General features: G+C 45.2%; 10 protein-coding genes and 1 pseudogene. 3 read left to right on the top strand and 8 right to left on the bottom strand.

Going from position 1 to position 19,209, the window contains the following annotated elements:
• Window positions 1–255: 255 nt before the first annotated feature.
• The 3 genes from hsdR to HWQ36_RS22405 form a co-directional block, all read right to left on the bottom strand.
• Window positions 256–3,585: a type I restriction-modification system endonuclease gene (gene hsdR / locus HWQ36_RS22415; RefSeq protein ID WP_292706609.1), complete on the bottom strand. Its 3,330-nt coding sequence runs from the start codon at window positions 3,583–3,585 to the stop codon at window positions 256–258.
• 1,003 nt (window positions 3,586–4,588) lie between these two features.
• On the bottom strand, window positions 4,589–6,151 hold the full coding sequence (locus HWQ36_RS22410; RefSeq protein WP_292706607.1) for a serine hydrolase: 1,563 nt from the start codon (window positions 6,149–6,151) through the stop codon (window positions 4,589–4,591).
• Between the two features lie 493 nt (window positions 6,152–6,644).
• Window positions 6,645–7,385, bottom strand: a complete 741-nt coding sequence (locus HWQ36_RS22405) for an RNA methyltransferase (protein ID WP_292706605.1) — start codon at window positions 7,383–7,385, stop codon at window positions 6,645–6,647.
• 143 nt (window positions 7,386–7,528) lie between these two features.
• Between HWQ36_RS22405 and thrB the strand changes: the two genes are divergently transcribed.
• Together thrB and HWQ36_RS22395 are read left to right on the top strand one after the other, a co-directional pair.
• Window positions 7,529–8,443: a homoserine kinase gene (gene thrB / locus HWQ36_RS22400; protein ID WP_292706604.1), complete on the top strand. Its 915-nt coding sequence runs from the start codon at window positions 7,529–7,531 to the stop codon at window positions 8,441–8,443.
• A gap of 43 nt (window positions 8,444–8,486) precedes the next feature.
• A complete protein-coding gene (locus HWQ36_RS22395) occupies window positions 8,487–8,996 on the top strand; it encodes a hypothetical protein (RefSeq protein ID WP_292706602.1) in 510 nt (169 codons plus the stop codon).
• A 16-nt stretch (window positions 8,997–9,012) separates the two neighbouring features.
• Here HWQ36_RS22395 and HWQ36_RS22390 read toward each other — a convergent pair whose 3' ends face one another.
• From HWQ36_RS22390 to HWQ36_RS22375, 4 genes and pseudogenes are all read right to left on the bottom strand, one after another.
• Window positions 9,013–9,177 carry a hypothetical protein gene (locus HWQ36_RS22390; RefSeq protein ID WP_292706600.1) on the bottom strand — a complete coding sequence of 55 codons (165 nt, stop codon included), beginning with the start codon at window positions 9,175–9,177 and terminating at the stop codon, window positions 9,013–9,015.
• A gap of 39 nt (window positions 9,178–9,216) precedes the next feature.
• On the bottom strand, window positions 9,217–11,724 hold the full coding sequence (locus HWQ36_RS22385) for an S-layer family protein (RefSeq protein ID WP_292706598.1): 2,508 nt from the start codon (window positions 11,722–11,724) through the stop codon (window positions 9,217–9,219).
• Between the two features lie 174 nt (window positions 11,725–11,898).
• Window positions 11,899–12,729: pseudogene (locus HWQ36_RS22380) on the bottom strand (filamentous hemagglutinin N-terminal domain-containing protein); the annotation flags it as partial.
• Between the two features lie 119 nt (window positions 12,730–12,848).
• Entirely contained in the window at window positions 12,849–15,359 is a 2,511-nt protein-coding gene (locus HWQ36_RS22375; protein WP_292706597.1) for an S-layer family protein, read from the bottom strand.
• Window positions 15,360–15,655: 296 nt separating this feature from the next.
• Between HWQ36_RS22375 and acsF the strand changes: the two genes are divergently transcribed.
• On the top strand, window positions 15,656–16,711 hold the full coding sequence (acsF, locus tag HWQ36_RS22370) for a magnesium-protoporphyrin IX monomethyl ester (oxidative) cyclase (RefSeq protein ID WP_292706595.1): 1,056 nt from the start codon (window positions 15,656–15,658) through the stop codon (window positions 16,709–16,711).
• A gap of 115 nt (window positions 16,712–16,826) precedes the next feature.
• Here the strand turns inward: acsF and HWQ36_RS22365 are convergent, their stop codons facing one another.
• Complete coding sequence (locus tag HWQ36_RS22365; RefSeq protein WP_292706593.1) at window positions 16,827–19,049, bottom strand: FdhF/YdeP family oxidoreductase; 2,223 nt, start codon at window positions 19,047–19,049, stop codon at window positions 16,827–16,829.
• Window positions 19,050–19,209 lie beyond the last annotated feature (160 nt).

Here is a 19,209-nt window from a genome sequence, read left to right as displayed (position 1 = left end):
CTACCGTGTATACACAAGTCAGCAGACCTCTCCCCAAACCCCTCTCCGACGCGGAGAGGGGCTTTGAAGATTAGCTCTCCAAGGCTAGCTATTAAGGGGTTGGGGGTTAGGTTTGGGAGCGCTTTGAGCAAAATAAGTCACTTGTGTGTACACGGTAGCCTAAAAGGGGAGAGGCTTTGAATCTTACTCCCCTTCCCTCGCAGGGAAGGGGTTGGGGGTTAGGTCTGTATTCCATGCAATTCAAACCGTTATATATCAAATAGCAACATCCCAAAGACTCTCATGAATCTTGATCACAATATTCTCTAATTCTCCACCAAAAACCTTATTTAATCGCTCGAATCCGCCGCCTTGACTTTTAAACTCTCCTCTCTCAAAGGCTTCGCAATCAACAATTATTTCCGCTTTAAGTTGCTTACCAATCCGTTCTAACCATTTGCGTTGTGGTATATTCCAAGGCTGACTCGCCAGGATTTTTTTCATAGCGCGTTCAACCCGTTCACTGTAAGGAATTAAAGCATCACCCAAGGCCGCTTGACGAATAAAGCCGATAATTGAAGCGGCAATATCTTCATTAGTCGTTTCTCGCCATGCAGTTTGTAAGCTGGTTTGAGAGTATCCGGCTGCATCAAGCTGCATTCGCAGTTCTTTAAGTTGCGCTCTTGTTAACTCACGGGGCCGCTGTGTAACAACAACCAGCGCCGGAATTTTGTTCATGTTCTCTAGCAAGAAGGCTCTAAAACTTTCTAGATAATCTTCTGGACGTGCAGCACTGCCATAACCGCGTTCAATTGAGACTAATTCATCAAGATGATGGGAAATTAAAATTGGCTGAGTTCCACCATCTCGATGGTCAAGAATTTGAGCGATCGCTTTTTTCTCTCGAAACCATTCCCGCACTTGCTGTATTGTACTTTGCTTGAGGTGAGATCCGATATTTTCTATTGGCATTTGGGCGATCGCTTCTAACTGTTCGCGGTTACTGTCGCTTAAATGCCTGCGTTGGCGTTGCAGTTTGGCTAGCAGTTGCTCAATCACTATCTCGACAGCATCAGGTTTGTTAACTGTCTCCAACTCTTGCAGTAGTTGGGTAAAGGTAATGTTAGGATTAACTACAATGGGTTTCATTGTCGAAACAGGTGCGATCGCTTCATATAGCCGCACGGCATCAAAGATGTGAAATACTTCTTTCCCAATTTCATCACAAAGGCGGGTAGCCCTTCCCAACATCTGCTCATAGAGAATCCGAGAATTGACTCGGCGAATAAACACAAGATTACAAATCGCCGGCACATCAATCCCGGTAGTTAATAAGTCTACGGTTACAGCAACTTTCGGATTGACTTCATTACGGAATTTGCGAATCAACTCTAATGGCTTATCTGCATTCCCAGTAATTTTGACAACTGCATCATCCTCAACACTTTCATATCTATCCTGAAACGTCTGTTTAAGTTGGTTGACAACAATATCTGCATGTGCATCAGTGGCGCAAAAAATCAAGGTTTTTTCTGCTAGGGAGGGATCAATATGCTCCGCTAAGGCTTCACAGACGACGCGATTAAATTCCTCAGTCACAACTCGGCGGTTAAATTGTTCGACATCAATTCGCACTTCATCAGGGGCATGAACTAAATCAAGTTGCCCTGTTTGGGGATTGAAAAACTCCATCTGCTCACCAGGATTCCACACCATCCCTTCTTCAGAAAGCTTTGTTTTAATTTGAAAGGGCGGCTCATGGTCAATTAACCAACCATCAATCACAGCTTCCCGATAACTGTAAGTGTAGACAGGGTTGCCAAAAATTTCTGTAGTATGTAGCGCTGGAGTTGCGGTTAAACCAATCTTAACTGCGTCGAACTGCTCCAAAACCCGCCGATATTTCGACACGTAATCGTTAAAATCCCGAAACTCTAATTCTGTATCACTTAAATCTCGATCCAATAAATAGCCCCGGTGACACTCATCGATTACAATGCAATCATATTGATCGGGTGTAACTATTGTACCATCAGCAGGGTAGAGAACTCGCTTGAGCATACCCTGCACTGTGGTAATGTTAACTTTAAGATCGCGATCAAATTCGGTGTTGTTGCGATCGCTAATCTCAAATATATCAGCGAAACTTTGCAGGTTTTCCATGCGAGAATCTTTAAAGGCGTTAGCGGTTTGCTCTTTTAATGCGGTGCGATCGACTAAAAACAACACCCGGCGAAACCGCTTGGTTTTCAGCAGCCGATAAACTAAACCAATGCAAGTTTTAGTTTTTCCTGTTCCTGTTGCCATCGCCACGAGTAATTCCCGTTGTCCTCGTGCCAAGGCAGACTCTACTGTTTGAATGGAGCGAATTTGATAATCCCGCAATTTCAACCCATAGCTAAAACCTTCTTGCGCTAAACGAGTTACTGCCTGGTCAACGTCTTGAGTTAAAATATCAAGTAATCCTTGAGGAGAGTGCCAGGTAGGTAGACAGACGCGGAGATTAGTCGATCGCCGCAAATCACAAAACCAGATGCCACTCTTAGTTTGAAGTTGCTGTAAATATGGTCGTCCGTTGGTTGCAAAGACAAATGGAACCTGATAATTTTGCCACAGCCCACCTGCAAATATTTCTCCCGCAATTTGGAACCCCTCACTGTATCGTTTAGCTTGGTTAAGCGCACCTTCGGAAACATCTTTGCTTTGCCGTTTAGCTTCCACTACTCCCACAATTTGCAAGCCGCAGAACAACGCATAATCAGCCCGTCCATTAGCAGTGGGATACTCGGCTATTGCTAAATTTCTTCCCTTTTGAGGACGCACACCATTTTGATAAGTCAGTTCTTCTGAATCTGCTTCCCAACCGGCTGCTCGCAGTTGAGCATCAATTAGTCTGCGTGTCTCCCTTTCATCCAGCAACACACCACTTTCAGCGACTTGAGCTTGAGTAATAGTTTGCTGAATGGTTTGCTGAGTCTCACTTTTTGCTTGAGCCTGAATTTCTGCCAGGTGATTTAATACCTCTTGCACTTTCGACTCTGCTTCCCGTGCTAAATCTTCGGCGACACTTCTACGCAGCATCTCTGCTTTGGCTAATGCTTGTGCTGCCTCAGCCTCCGAAAAATTCTTTTGTACCTCATCTCGCAACCGTTCTAACTCGGCTTTAAGTGCCTGTGTCTCTGTTTTGGGATCAGGCGGTGGAATAAACGCGCCTGGGTCAAAATTGCGATTACCACTAAATGAGCGATGAAACCAAATCCCCAATTCGCGGGCATACTTCAGCCCACTTAAAGCCGTGCGGTGATTCCCAGAAAGCTCATGAGTTGCTTGATTGCCAATTTTCCGTAACTCATGGAACAAGCGATCAACTTCTCCTTTAATTAAACCGCGATCGCGCAACCGATTTAGCAAATTAATCTGCCGTTCATCCGCTACCTCATAAAGTCCAATATTGGCTGCTGCTAACTGAGCCAGCAATTCCCCAAACTGTCGCAACTTAATTAAACAAGTATTGGGGTCATCTGCAAAATATCGTTCAGCTAGAGCGCCTAATCTTACAAGTTGTGTATCGTGGACTTCAAGAAATGAGAAGTTTAATGATGGCATATTTGGTATTAAATACACTAACTGTACGGAGTCATTAGTTAAACTCTACGCTACAACTAGGGTTTTACCCCACTCTAACCCTGCCTTGTAAAGCTACGGTGTATACACAAGTGACTTATTTTGCTCAAAGCGCTCTCAGACCTAACCCCCAGCCCCTTCCCTACGAGGGAAGGGGAGCCAATCTTTAAAGCCCCTCTCCGCGTCGGAGAGGGGTTTGGGGAGAGGTCTGGCGACTTGTGTATACACGGTAGGCCTTGTAAAGGGGGGATTAAGAGGGGTAATTAAATAATTCGTAATTCGTAATTCGTAATTCGTAATTAAGTTTTGTGACGGGGATTTAGCGCAAAGTGCGGTCTTGGGGTCTCCCCCGCCGCAGGATGCGCGAAGCGCTGTAGAGGAGCAACTTTGCAAGACAGACCCCGACCCAAAACGCGCTGTCTGTAGAGACAGGGGACTTAAACCCCCAAAGTTCGTTAAACTTGTGTGTCCTTAGAGGAGAGGTGTTAGGGACTTTTGCAAGAAGTCTAATGACCAATAACTAATCAATTCATAAGTTCATTACAACAATTGTTGCAATGATTTAAACGTTTCTTATACATGGAAGAGTATTTGTTGCAAAGTATTAAGCATTTGCTGCAACTGATTATACATTTGCAAGAAATACTTAAGCGTTTCTTATATATGGAAGAGTATTTGTTGCAAAGTATTAAGCGTTTGCTGCAACTGATTATACATTTGCAAGAAATACTTAAGCGTTTCTTATATATGGAAGAGTATTTGTTGCAAACGTTTGAATTTTGAAAACTAGTGTTTGAATTTGAGCAATGACTATTTGGTTGATAGTTTCGGGTATAGCAATCCTATTTGATTTGCAAACAAAAATTGTAACTTCAATTGCGATCGCCATCTACGGAGTATACTTTGTGGCTTTAATTCAGTGCAGCGCTTGCATACCGCTAGTTCTCCCTGCTCCCTGTCTTATTCCAACGATACGCCGACCTACTTATCTTGGAGGGTAATACTGTTGATTCATACCTGGAGACTGATAACCATTTGCCGGTACAGTACTTCCCATCCCATTAGGTACAGGACTGACAACAGGGGGCTGATAACCATTTGCGGGTATAGTACCTGTCGTACCATTAGGTAAAGTAGGACTCCCAATCTGGGGCTGATAACCATTTGCGGGTATAGTGCTTGTGGTACTGTTGGGTGTAACAGCATTTTGGCTAAACTCTTGGTAGGCAGCACGAGAAATTGAGCTAATCAGTTTTTCGGCGCGAGGGTCGTTTTCGGGGCGTTGTACCATGACGGTAGCTATATAGCGCTTGCCAGTGGGAACAACAATTAAACCTGTGTCTGCCAGCATAGTCCCAATATCGCCCGTTTTGTGGAATGCTCTTGCGCCTGTTCCCAAACCCGATGGTAGCAGAGTGTCTCTTTGGGTACGACGCAAGATATCGAGCATGAGATCGCGTGATGGCATACTGATTAAATTTCCCTGACTCACAATAGCCATCAAATTCGCCAATTCTTTGGGACTAGTAGTATTTGTTCCTTGCAAATCTGGCAGGCTATTACGAATTGTTGTGGTTGTCAATCCCCAAGTGCGGAAACGCTGGTTTAACGCCTCCATCCCTCCCAGTCGAGCAATCAGCATATTTGTCGCCGTGTTGTCGCTGATTGTAATCATTTTAGTGACGACTTCCAGGGCATTGTACTTGGTTCCGGCTGGCTTGGACCCCATATCTCCAGAACCGCCAGCTACCATATCCTGCTGCATGGTCAGCATTTCATCAAGGCGAATTTTCCCTGCGTCCACATCCTGGAAAAAGGCAAGTAGAATCGGCACTTTAATTGTGCTAGCTGCTGGAAAACTGGTAGAGCCGTTGACATCTACATAATTACCAGTATCCAAATCTACCAAAAAAACACCGGGTGTAAGATTTGGGTTGTTCGCCGCCAAATTTTGCACGGCATTTTTTAAGGAGCTAATTTCCTGGGATAGGTATAGGCCCGAAGATGCAGTTGGGGGAGCTTGGGTAGGTTGTGGCTGCGATCGCGCCACATTACTATTAGATTGAGATACAGAAGTTGTACTGATGCGATTAGCTGGGTCTAATACTGACAACACCGTGCCCACAATTGCACCCATTCCAACACCCACAATCAACAACCGCACAACATACAATATGGTTTTGGCCATTGGCTTTAATCGCGTTTTCCGCGATGAACGCATGCCTCTTTTTGGCTTTTCCATCCGCACTGCTTTCACCATCACAGCACCTGGTCGAAAGGGAGGAATTTTCCCCTTTGCAGTAGGTATTGGTTTTACTGCTGTTGGCATGACTAATCCTGATTTTACCCTCCGTGTAGCACCAGGGGTTGGGGGGGGAGCAACGCGATTTTTGGAGCGTGCTAGTGCCGCTTCTCGTCCATTAGCAGCTTGCTGTTGGCTATTAGCTTTAACTTTCTTTTGCACCACTTTTTGAACTTTTTGTGGTTGGCGGCGATTTAGGGGTTGTCGCCGCGAGAAAGCTGTTAGTTCGTCACTTGACTCTGGCACAGTTACTCCTTGTGACCCACTTGACTGTTTTCTTGCAGACTCCCGACTGAAGAGGCTGGGGGGCGGGGGGCAGGGGGCAGAGGGGCTGGGGGGCGGGGGGCGGGGGGCAGAGGGGTAGAGGAGACAAGTGGAGAGATTTATTCAATAATTCTCCCTTGTCTCCCTTGTCTCCCTTGTCCCCCTTGTCTCCCTGCTCCCCTGCTCCCTGCCCCCTTTCCTCTTCTCTGACCCAAAACTTAATTTTTAAGCAATATTAATACTCAAATTCCACTTTGCCACTAAGTAGCATTTTTGTGTTTAGGCGTAGGTTGGGTTGAGGAACGAAACCCAACACCAACAATCTCTGATTTTGTTGGGTTTCACTTCGTTCAACCCAACCTACGAATATTTTATTTTTTCGGAGTAATAAAAGAGCGCTAAGTAGCATTTTTGTGTTTAGTTTAAGCCATATTAAATATTTTGGGGGGTGATTGCGTATATATTAGACGAATAATTACAAGTTTTCACCATCCCTCTGGTTTTTCAAAGCCCATTCTACCTGCTGCAAAATTCCTCGCAGCATGGCTACTTCTCCAGTTTTCAGGTGAGCGCGATTATATAGTTGACGAAATTTTCCCATGCGACTAGCTGCTGTATGGGGATATACATAACCAATTTTCAGTAATAGTGATTCTAATTGCTGGTAGTATCCTTCTACAACATCTAAGGATGCGAGTTCAGTTTGGGTTATGGTCTGAGTGTCAGATTGCTGGGCAGATTGTGACAATTCATAACAACAGATTGCCACGGCAGTAGCTAAATTCAAGGCTACATAATCTTGACTTGTGGGAATACCAACAAACCTTTGGGCATAATTTAATTCTTCATTGCTTAATCCCCGATCTTCTCTGCCAAAAATCAGTGCTGTGGGCTTTTCTGGTTCCTCCAGTAACCAGGGTAGTGCAGTGCGGGGGTTTTCTAAAGGTGTTTCTAAACTGCGAACGCGACCGGTGGTAGCGATCGCCCGTACACATCCATGCAATGCTTCTGGTAAGGTCGCCACAAATACAGCAGATTCTAAAATTTCCTGACCATGAACAGCCATCATCAAAGCTTCCGTTGAGAGCGGATCGCATTGGGGGTTCACTAATACTAAATGATATAGCCCGAAATTTTTCATTACCCTGGCGATCGCCCCGATATTTATCGGCCCAGCTGGTTCTACCAACACAATTCTTAATCCAGCCAAGCCCATTTTTTGCCTCCTGCGATCGTACCAGCGTTTCTGCTGAAGAGTTTTCTTGAAATCATTTTAGCTGTTTGACGCACCCGCCCCTAGAAGGGGTGGAATTTACCCACTTCTATGAGATGCTGATTGATGATTAGTGAGTTTTACCAATGTCTGTTGTTTCTGCCATCACTGTTACCGTTCCCGCCACAACTGCTAATTTGGGGCCTGGTTTTGATTGCATCGGTGCAGCTTTAAAGCTGTACAACGAGTTCAAGTTTACTCGCCTGGAAGAGGGTGGGCTAATTATTCATGTCACTGGTACAGAAGCTGAACGAGTCCAAACTGATGAGAGCAATCTGCTTTACCAAGCGTTTGTCAAATTTTATCAACATATAGAGCAAACGCCACCGACTGTGAAAATAGAGATTAAGTTAGGTGTCCCACTGGCGAGGGGTTTGGGTAGTTCGGCAACAGCAATTGTGGGCGGATTAGTTGCTGCCAATCAACTTGAGGGTGCTACTCTTTCTCAGTCGCAGGTGATGGAGTTAGCGATCGCAATGGAAGGACATCCTGATAATGTAGTACCAGCTTTGTTGGGAGGATGTCGTCTGGCTGCCACCAGTGGCACAGCTTGGGAAATTTGTGATGTTCCCTGGCATAAAGATATTGTCCCAGTTGTGGCTATTCCTAATTTTGAACTTTCCACTTCAGAGGCGCGGGGTGTTCTGCCAACTGAAGTGAGTCGCGCTGATGCGATTTTCAATACAGCACATTTGGGATTACTATTGCGCGGTTTAGAAACTGGTAACGGACAATGGTTAAAGACAGCTTTGCAAGATAAGTTGCATCAGCCCTATCGGAAAGCTTTGATTCCTGGTTATGATGCTGTCAACATCGCAGCCGTTAGTGCTGGTGCTTATGGTATGGTAATTAGTGGTGCGGGGCCGACACTGTTAGCTTTGGCGGATAAATTACACTCGGAGGCGGTGGAGGCGGCGATGTTAGCTGCTTGGCAAGAAGAAGGAATTACAGCCGAGGTGCGATCGCTTTCTCTCGATACCCAAGGCGCAAAAAGCTTTTAAGATTTTACTCAACACTTAAAACTCAGCACTTAAAACTCGATTTATGGAGCAAATTCAGGCTGAAATGTCGGCGCTTAACTCTCAAATTGAAATTCTTTTAGAAGAACGCGCTGCACTCACTATTAATAATGTCATCTCTAGCGAGAATGATTCACCCCAGGCAATGGTTGAAGCATATCGCCGTCAAGCCAGGGAAAATGCCCAATTATCAGTTGAACTCCAGGGTATTGATGCTGCGATCGCAGCTTTGGAAGTCCAGATCAAACAAAAACAAAATAAATTAGTGCGTTGGCAAGTTGAATCAAAAGAACTTACCCAACAGCAGCAGCTAGAAGAAGCAAAAGAAGTGGCACAGGTTCATGCTCAACGCATTAATCAACTGGCTGGGGAATTGGCAACAGAAGTCCGTTTTCTTAAGGCTTGTGCCAATGAACTAAGTCCAATGTATTGGCGGATTTATTACAAGCCCTTCATTACTGGGTTCAAGACAATCTCCGTTCCTTATGTCCGCTCTGAAGGGGAAGTGTGGACAATTGTCAACCGGATTGTTTAATTCTGTGAGTAATCCCTTAATAGTCATTGTCAGCCACACAAATTCCTTTACATTTAATACCGTTCGTAGCGGTGCGCTGACAATGAAAACAGAGAACTTTTTCGTTTTCTGTTTCTTGATTTATCTTTATCCTACTGCTTGCCTGTAAATTGTCGTTTTCTGTCTGGAGTTTTACAGTCATAAATCACACCAAATCTGCCAATATATCGGTTATCTCATCTTAACTCTTGGGAACAGCAGCACAGTTTAATGCCTGTTGCACCTGAACATTAGATTTATCTGTGATTAACTCAATTTTGCCGTCAGCATTGCGATGCCAACCTGTAGCTTGGACAAGAACCTCTGAGGATGGGGGCATTTGGGCTGTAACGGAGCTAGTTTTGCGGTATGCAGAGATATCGCGGATATCATACCAAGTGCGATCGCTCCTGACTTCCTGTGTTGGATTTTGCGGTATTCCACCTCGTCCCGTTGCGACAAAACTGCTGCCATTTGTACTAGAACAACCTGTAGCAATTTGCTGTGAGGAATCGACTAAGTTTACAGGTAATTCAACTAAACCGGAACTGGGATCAACCCCAATGTTGTTGATTTGAACGATGCCATTAACGCCAAATTCAGAACTAGCCGTGATGTCATTTTCAGGGGTTAAGCGATCGCGATACTTCAATCCAAAGATTCCCTGGGTGTTGATTTGAATATTGCCACCCCGCCCCTGTAAAGCATTAGCAATTATATCACTGTTTTCAAAGCCGACAATCACGGGTGCATTGATAGTGACATTGCCGCCATTCCCATTACCGCTTGCGGTGGCTGTAATTGAACTGTTGTGTTGCAAAATCAAGCTGTTGGCTTGCAAATAAAGATTCCCACCTTCTCCTGATCTGGTGGTGGCGGTGATGCGTCCTTGGCGATTCAAGTCAATGGTATCGGCATTCACCAACAAATTACCCGCATTTCCCGTTCCATCGTTTCTCACACCAACCACCCCGCCATCGATAATGTTGAGTTGCGGTGTCGTCAAGGTAACATTGCCCGATGCTCCACTGGGGACAGGGGGGAGATTATACAGACGTTGGAAAGCTTTATCGAAAATTATCACCGATGCATCGATCGAACTATAGTCTAAGAGACCGTTACCTTTCCCCTGTACCGTAATTGATTCAGAGGCATTCACAGTCAAACTGCCCCCATTGCCTTGCGCGGAAGCCGATGACGAGATGCGCCCACCCGCTTGGATATTGATACGTTGAGCATTAACCAAAACTTGTCCCGCATTACCAGTGACAACGCTAGCGGAAGCGATACCGCTGCGCTGCACTAATGTAGGTTCAGTGCCTTTGATCAACAATGTGCGATCAACGTTTGCCGTCACATTCCCAGCTTTTCCAGTGCTGAAGGCAAGTGCTGCGAAACCGCCCCCATTAAGCAGTGTCATGTCTCCCGATGTGATGGTAATCGCACCGCTTGCGCCTGCGCCAAAGGAGCGGGTTGTAATGTTGCTGTTCCGTCGGGTGAGGGGTGTGAACCCAATGATTGCCAGCGACTCCGTAGCGTTGATCTGCACGTCACTGCTGGCACCCTTTGCGTAGTTCTGGGTACGAATTTCCCCGCCTTGCTGCAAGCTGAGTCGGCGTGTGTCAATCTTAATGCTGCCACCGCCAAGCTCCCCCAACTGATTGATGCGTAACCCACTCACAATGGTTTCATTGGGCGTGCTGCCCTGAATGTTCACAGTATCAGTGGCTCGAACTTGAATCCCACCGCCTGGCAGGAGACCAAAGCTTTGAATCAACAGCGTCGATCCATCCGTCAAGCTAACATTTGCCCCCTGCACTTGGATGCGCCCGCCGCCAATGCCGCTGGCATCCAGCATCGATTGTTGCGCGAGTTGAACGTCTCGAAAGCTGGAGACACCGCTATAGTCGAAATCCCAGCCTTGGGCGCTGGCTGTCAGACCGACCTGCCCACTGGCGATCGCAGCTGTCGCTACCTGTCCTTGTTTTGCGGTCAGCGTCCCCCCTGTAAAGTTCAGGTTGCCACCAATTAAACCCAGGGTCTGACCCGGTTTCACTTGTAACCCCGTCGGTGTGGCACTGAAGGTTACAGGAACATTGGGATTAGCCGCAGTGAGTTGGTGTCCGTTACCTTGTACGGTAATGGGGGCAGGATTGCTGCCCATCTGCAAGCCGATCGGCACGCTAATCGTCAATATCGAGGGACTGGTCGGATTCACCGCACTAAACTCAGATCCATCGGAAAATTTGATGCTGTTTGCTGTGGTGCTAATAAACGAGCCACCAATATCCAACTTGGCATTTTGCCCAAATATAATGCCGCTAGGATTCATTAAAAACAAACTTACTGAGTTATTACTATTGATTGTGCGAATCAATCCATCAATATTGGAAACATTTCGACCTGTAACTCTGCTAAATATGGTTGTAATATTTGGTGTATTGGTTAAATCGAATGTTGCTGAACCACCAGTAGGTACAGAAAAATTACTGAAACTATAAAATAAATTATTACCTTTATTTATACCGTTAAGAATATTAAAATTATTACCATTTTGGTTGACAGTAGTGTTGGTAGTACCATCAGATGTCACCTGAGCGTTGGCGGAGCCACTCCAAGGGAGTATCGCTGGCATCGTCCCTAGAGTGAATAACCCAGTTGTGAATATAAGTAGAAAAGCGTAGACGCTTCGCGGCTTGTCGTTAGACATCGCTCTCATACCAAAAATTTCCCTTACCTGATTTCAAGTTATAGTTCCCGTTCAGGGCATTATTTATAACATCATTAACTTTTGGTAACAGCAGCACAGGTTCATGGTTGCTGCACCTGAGTAGGAGATTTATCTGCAATTAATTCAATTTTGCCGTCAGCCCGACGATGCCAGCACCGAACCTGTATTCACTCCACTGACATCTAATAGCGATCGCTCTCCTAGCTGAATATCGCCAAAGCTTTGGACATCGCCATATCCCAATGTATAACCCTGTGGGTTTGGTATCAAGTTGACTAATCCTCCACTGTTGACACTACCCAATTCAACTTGCCCTCCTTCGGCGATCAAGATTGCCCCATTGAGATTGAGGTCGCCACCTAGCAAAGCTAAGGTATTTCCCGGCTGTACGCCCAGTTTTGTAGCACTGGGAATCCGAGTCACAGGAATCAAACTCAGTCCTCCACCGGGGTTACGCAAGGAGTGTCCCGTACCTTCAACGTTGATGGGTGCGGGATTGCTGCCCAGTTGCAAACCAATGGGTACATTCATGGTTAATAATGGTGGTGTCGCTGAGTTGACGGCGCTAAACTCTCCGCCATCAGCAAACTTAATGCTGTTCGCCGTCGTTCTCACAAACGAGCCGCCAATATTTAACGAGGCATTTTTACCAAACACAATCCCCGCCGGATTCATCAAAAACAAACTTACCGGATTACTACTATTAAGTGTGCGAATCAACCCATCAATATTGGAAACATTTTCACCTGTAACTCGGCTAAATATGGTTGTAATATTTGGTGTATTAGTTAAATCAAAAGTCGCTGAACTACTTGTAGATACAGAGAAATTACTGAAGCTATGAAATAAATTATTACCTTTATTTATCCCGTTAAGAATATTAAAATTATTACCACTTTGGTTGACAATGGTGTTAGTTGTACCATCAGATGTTACCTGAGCGTTGGCGGAGCCACTCCAAGGGAGTATCGCTCTTAACATCATTCCCGGAGTTAATAACCCAATTGTGAATATAAATAGAAAGGGTAATACTTTCATCACCAACAACTTCCTTGAACGAATGTAAAGTTAGTGTTCCCTGAATGGTATTGTTGATAACATCATTAATTTTTAGAAACAGCAGCACAGGTTAATGTTTGTTGCATCTGAGCAGGAAATTTATCTGCAACTAACTCAATTTTTCCTTGGGCGTTGCGATGCCAGGAAGTAGCTTGGACAAGAGTTGCTTTTGGTGCGGGTATTTGTGCTGTCGCTTTCTCTGTTTGGCGGTATGCAGAGATATCACGGGTGTCAGACCAAGGGCGATCGTTCGCCACTTGTTGATGAGGATTTTGCGGTACTCCGCCTCTTCCCGTGGCGACAAATCGACTGCCTTGATTTGCTGAACAGCCACTAGCTATTTGCTGCGATGGATCGCTTAGATTCGCTGGTAGTTCTACTAAACCAGAACTGGGGTCAACTCCAAAATTATTGATATCGACTGTTCCGTTTACGCCAAATTGGGAACTGGCGGTGATGTCACTATTCGGGGTAAGTTGAGGACGGTAAGCTAGTCCAAAGATGCCTTCAGTCGTGATTTGAATATTGCCGCCATCCCCTTGGACTGCGTTGGCGATGATATCGCTGTTTTCCAGTCCAATCAGAAAGGGAGCATTAATCGTAATGTTACCGCCGTTGCCTATACCACTGGCGTCTGCTGATATCTGACTACCCCGTCGGATCAGCAGAGTATCTCGAACTTGCAGGTTGATATTACCACCTTCCCCAGACTTTGTAGAGGCGGTAATGCTGCCACCATTGTTGAGGAAAATAGAGTTAGCGTTGATGCGTAACGCTCCAGCATTACCGCTTCCCTCATTCTGGACATTGACTAATGCACCATCTGTGACGCTTAATTTACCTGTATTAATTGTCAGGCTGCCAGAGTCTCCAGTCGGTGCGGGTGGAAGTCGCAACCGTAAGCGTAGCGGTTCATCTAGGATAATGCCAGAGGAGCCAATCCGACTAGGATTGCGAGAACCTGGTATAGTACCCCTGACCTCAATAGAGTCAGTAGCATTAATAACCAAATTACCGCCTTTGCCACTTCCAGTGATCGAGGAATCAATTGTGCCCCCATTGCTCATGAGCAGTTTTTTAGTATTAATTGTGACACTACCAGCGTTACCAGTAAACAGAGACGGTGAACTGATCGAACTAGGGATAAATGCTCCTGGTCTAAATCCACTTAACTCTACAAGGTCAGTTGCCTTGATTGCGACGTTTCCAGCATTACCAGTACCGAGGCTTGCAGATGAAATGCTTCCTCCATTCAGAAGTGTTAACTCTCTGGTTGATATATTGACATCCCCTCCATAACCAGAACTATAGGTTGTGGTATCAATACCACTAGAATTAGAAATTGGTGAAAAGCCCAGCAATTTCAATGAATCAGTCGTTTCTATAGCGATCGTGCCAGAGGCTCCAGAACCATACGTTGCGGAACTGATGGTTCCTCCCGCTTCAAGTACCAACTGTCTAGTTGTAATTGTAATATCTCCAAGATTACCAGCACCCAAAGTTTCATTTCGCACACCGCTATTTATATTAGTTCTATTGGGATCGACTCCAATCACCTCAAGCGATTCGGAAGCTCGGATGTTGATACCTCCAGAGGGTTGCACTCCCAGATTTTGGATCAGAGCAAGTGACCCATCAATAAAACTTACGTGCGCTCCCTGGATTTGGATTGCTCCTCCACCAAAACCACTGGCATCAGCTAAGGCTTGTTGTGAGAAGCTAATATCCCGAAAACTCTGCACACGATCATAGCCAAATGTCCAGCCCTGATTTCCGGGGTTCAAGCTGACTATCCCCCAAGCAACAGCCCCTAGCTCAATTCGTCCGCTAATAGCCTGTAAAGTACCTCCGATTAAATTTATATCCCCACCAATCAGGGCTAGGGTCTTTCCTGGCTTTACTTCTAGCTGTAGTCCTGTGAGATGAGTTTGTGGATTAATAGGTGAGCCACTATTCAAAGGATTTAGCTTTGTCAAGTTGTGTCCTGTACCGTCAACTTTAATAGCCTCTGGATTTGTCCCCATCTGTAAGCCGATTGGCACACTCATGGTTAACAACGGTGTCCCCGTCGGATTTACTGCACTAAACTCAGTGCCATCAGCAAACTTGATACTATTCGCCGTCGTCCCCACAAACGACCCACCAATATTCAACGCCGCATTTTGACCAAAAACAATCCCCGCCGGATTCATTAAAAATAAACTTACTGGGTTATTACTATTTATAGTTTGAATTAATCCATCAATATTAGAAACCTTCCCACCTGTCACCCGACTAAATATAGTAGAAATATTTGGCGTGTTTATTAAATCAAAAGTCGCTGAAGTACCCGTAGGCACAGAGAAATTACTGAAGCTATGAAATAAATTGCTACCTTTTTCACTCCCATTAAGAATCGTGAAATTATTACCGTTTGGGTTGACAGTGGTGTTAGTTGTACCATCGGATGTTACCTGAGCGTTCGCGGAGCGACTCCAAAGGAGTATCGCCGATGACATAATCCCTGGAGTTAATAACCCAGTTGTTAATATCAATAGAAAGGTTACAACTTTCATCACCAAAAACTTCCTTTACCTGATTTGAAGTTATAGTTCCCATCCAGGGCATGATTGATAACATCATTAACTCCGCTTTTCGGTCAGAATACCTTTCCTGTATTCTGACTTTGTTAGCGGATAGCTAGGGTTTAGCCCCTCCTGAATTCTGTTCGATAAATTTTAGGATTTACACACGGGTTAGTCTGTAGGGCATTTCCTCCTTTACTGAAGGATTGTAAAGACGTCTAGCAAAAGAAACATATTTATTATAACTTGATAACTATAGGACTATTTACTTGCTTACCGCATTACACATGGTTAATACCCTACCCAAGCCAGAAATTAAAACCCCCAGCAAAGAAACTGTACTCACCCCCCGGTTTTACACTACAGATTTTGAAACTGCCGCCAACCTGGATTTGTCTGCCCAGGAGACGGAGTTAAAGGCAATGCTGGCAGAAATGCGGACAGACTACAACCGTCATCATTTTGTTCGGGATGAGGTGTTTAACCAGTCTTGGGAACACATTGAGGGTGAAGCAAGACAAGCATTTATTGAGTATTTGGAACGCTCTTGCATTTCTGAGTTTTCCGGCTTTTTGCTATTCAAAGAACTATCCCGCAAGCTGAAAAATCGCAGTCCAGTGCTAGCGGAAATATTTCAACTGATGGCGCGTGATGAAGCTCGTCATGCCGGATTTCTCAACAAAGCAATGGGCGATTTTAAACTCTCCCTGGATTTAGGCAATGTTACTAAAACCCGCACCTATACGTTTTTCCCAATTGAGTGGGTACTTTACACCGTTTACTTATCAGAAAAAATCGGGTATTGGCGTTACATTATTATCTACAGACATCTAGAAAAGTACCCAGAAAACCAGTTTTATCCCATCTTCCAATATTTTGAGAGTTGGTGTCAGGACGAAAACCGTCACGGGGATATATTCAAGGCGCTTTTACGTTCTCAACCGCAACTGTGGAACAACTGGAAAGCTAGGTTGTGGAGTCGCTTTTTCTTGTTATCGGTATTTGCTACCCACACTTTGACAGTTCATGAACGGGCTGGTTTTTACACATCATTGGGACTTGATGCGACGGAATTTGATTGCGAAGTTGTTCGTAACACCAATGAAACTGCGGGCCGGGCTTTTCCTGTGATGTTGAATACCGAACATCCCCAGTTTTTCCCACGCCTGCAACGCTGTGCGGGTTACAACATGAAAATTGCAGAGATTGAAAGCAGTTCTATACCCAAAGTTGTGAAGGTGATTCGCAAACTACCTTTGATTGCAGCAATTGTTTGGAATCTACTGTTGGTTTACCTGATTAAACCCGTTGATGCTGAGGCTTTGCGGCAAACCGTGCGTTAGATTTGGCACTTACTGCTGTAAACTACGCATTCCATGATTCCACAAAATGTGTAGTTTACCTCTGTAGGCTTTTATTCTGCTTCTGCCTTGATTGACTGAAAAAATGAGACTTGATTCAGATTTTTTCCAGCCGGGCGATCGCATTATAATCGGGAACCCCTTCTAGCGATCGCTTACTTTTATCTATTAGCACATTCCCTTCTGGCCAATGGACTTGCAAGTTTCCTGACTGAATTGGCGCGATATAGACTTGACAAGGCAACTCACCTAACTCATTCTTGAGAATTACCTTATCCCCATCTTTTAAATCCAACAGTGCCGCGTCACCAGCATTTATTAGCACTGCCTCTCGCACCGCCCCAGTAATTGCATCCTTACGCTCCTGTACCATACTATTAAATTGCTTGCCTCGGCGCGTTGCTACTAAGAAATAACCTTCTGGTAATTCCCTTTGGCGTGGCAATAATACGCCAAAGTGTGCTTTTCCATCGGCTGTAGGGAAGTTCCAACCAAAGCACAAATGTGACCCGCCATACTGAAATTGATCGCCAGCTTGCTGTAAGTGTTGAATACCAGCATATTGGGGGACAACTTGAGCAATTTCTTGACGGATAGCAGCTGTGTCAGCAAAAGCCAGCTTATCTGCCAAATCTGGTTGCACGCGCCTTGCCAATTCTAGAAAAACTTCCCATTCTGGACGCGCTTCTTTGATGCGCGGCCCCGGAATTTCTGGACTGAAAATTACCCGGCGTTCGGTGTTAGTTTCTGTGACTCCCCCCGGTATTTCGTAGCGAGTCGTCGCAGGTAAAAGCACCACAGTATCAGCCGATTCCACCAACATTTGGCTGGAGAGAACAATATCTATATGTACCCGCAACGGTATTTTCTTCAGCGCCGCTTCCACATAATCTGGTTCTGGCAGCACTTCTAAAAAATTTCCTCCCACAGAAACCAACACATCTAATTCCCCCTGATATGCGGCGTTAATCATTTCTGGAGCAATTAAACCTTTACTTGCTGGCACTTCAAAGCCCCAATGCTGACTCAATTGGGCAGCATTTTCTGGGGTGATGGGTTTACCACCAGGAAATACTGTCGCATAACATCCCATCTCTGCACCACCTTGCACCCCAGAATGGCCGCGAATTGGCATTAAACCGCAGCCTTCCCGACCGACAAAACCTTTGGTGAGAGCTAAGTTGATGATACTTCGCACATTATCTTCACCGCATTCATGTTGGGTAATGCCCATACTCCAAACAAATACGGCTTTGTTGGCTTCTTTGACCATTTTGGCAAAAGCGTACATTTGCTCACGGGATGTACCAGAAAGCCGCTCTAATTCTTCCCAAGATTGACTTTCTAAAGATGTTTTGAGTTCGGCAAAGCCAACTGTGTGTAAATCTATAAATGATTGGTCTACCCAGTTGTTAGCAATTATATGTTTAATTGTGCCATTCAAAAATGCTATATCCCCGCCCATATTGATTAAGAAGAAGTCTTCGGCAAACTTTGTACCGAAAACGGCACTTTCCACAATTGAGGGAACCCAGTAGCGCTCCATTCCTGGTTCGCGGTAAGTGTTAACAACTACAATTTTTGTGCCAGCTTTTTTGGCGTAATGGAGATACTTAACGGTTACTGGCTGATTATTGGCAACGTTGGAACCAATGAAGACTAATAAATCAGTACCAATCCAGTCTTTATAAGAACAGGTGGTGGCCCCTGCACCCAGAGCAGCTTTCAGTCCTGCCGTACTGGGAGAATGGCAGATGCGGGCAGCGTTATCAATATTATTGCTTCCCATTGCCCGCACAGCTTTTTGGGTGGCATAATAAGTTTCGTTGACAGTTCCACGACTGGTAATATAAAAACTGAGGCGGTCTGGTGTAGTAGCGCGGATGCGATCGCTAATTACCCCTAAAGCTTCATCCCAGCTAATCCGGCGAAAGCCTTTTTCTCCTCGTTGACGCATCATCGGAAAAGGAAGTCTTCCCAAGTCGCGTAATTGGGCACTTTTGTGCTTTTGTAACTGCGAGACATCCTCCAATAGCACAGGGTCAAAAGCTGGCATAGTATTCATCCGCAACAGCCGCAACCGGACATTGCAGAGATGGATACCATCTAAAGTCCAATCCTTCATCCCGGTTGTTCCGAGAGCGCAACCATCGCAAACACCTTTATCAAGAATATTCCACGCATAAGGTAGTTTGTCACGAGACAGCCAGATTGCCCGAAAAACCTCCCAGTAGTTGTTGGGGTACTGTTCGCCAATGCCGAAAGGTTTCCAACTTGCCCAGTGCTGGGGTGTCCAATATTTCTTGGGTTTAGGCAACATACGCCAAAATATAGTGTATTTCTTTAAGGCTACCGTTTTAAGTAACGCGATGTGCAACTTATTCTTAGAACCCCGCTTCCATTCCTCTCCTCCACTCCTGAGAGGCTTTGATTCTTGCTCCCCAACGCTACAAGGGTTGGGGTTGGGGGTTAGGTTTGAG

The organism is Nostoc sp. NMS2, from assembly GCF_017115105.1.
Classification (GTDB): Bacteria; Cyanobacteriota; Cyanobacteriia; order Cyanobacteriales; family Nostocaceae; genus Nostoc.
The sequence above is the reverse complement of the archived record's forward strand: the minus strand, read 5'-3'. Positions and strand labels throughout refer to the sequence as shown.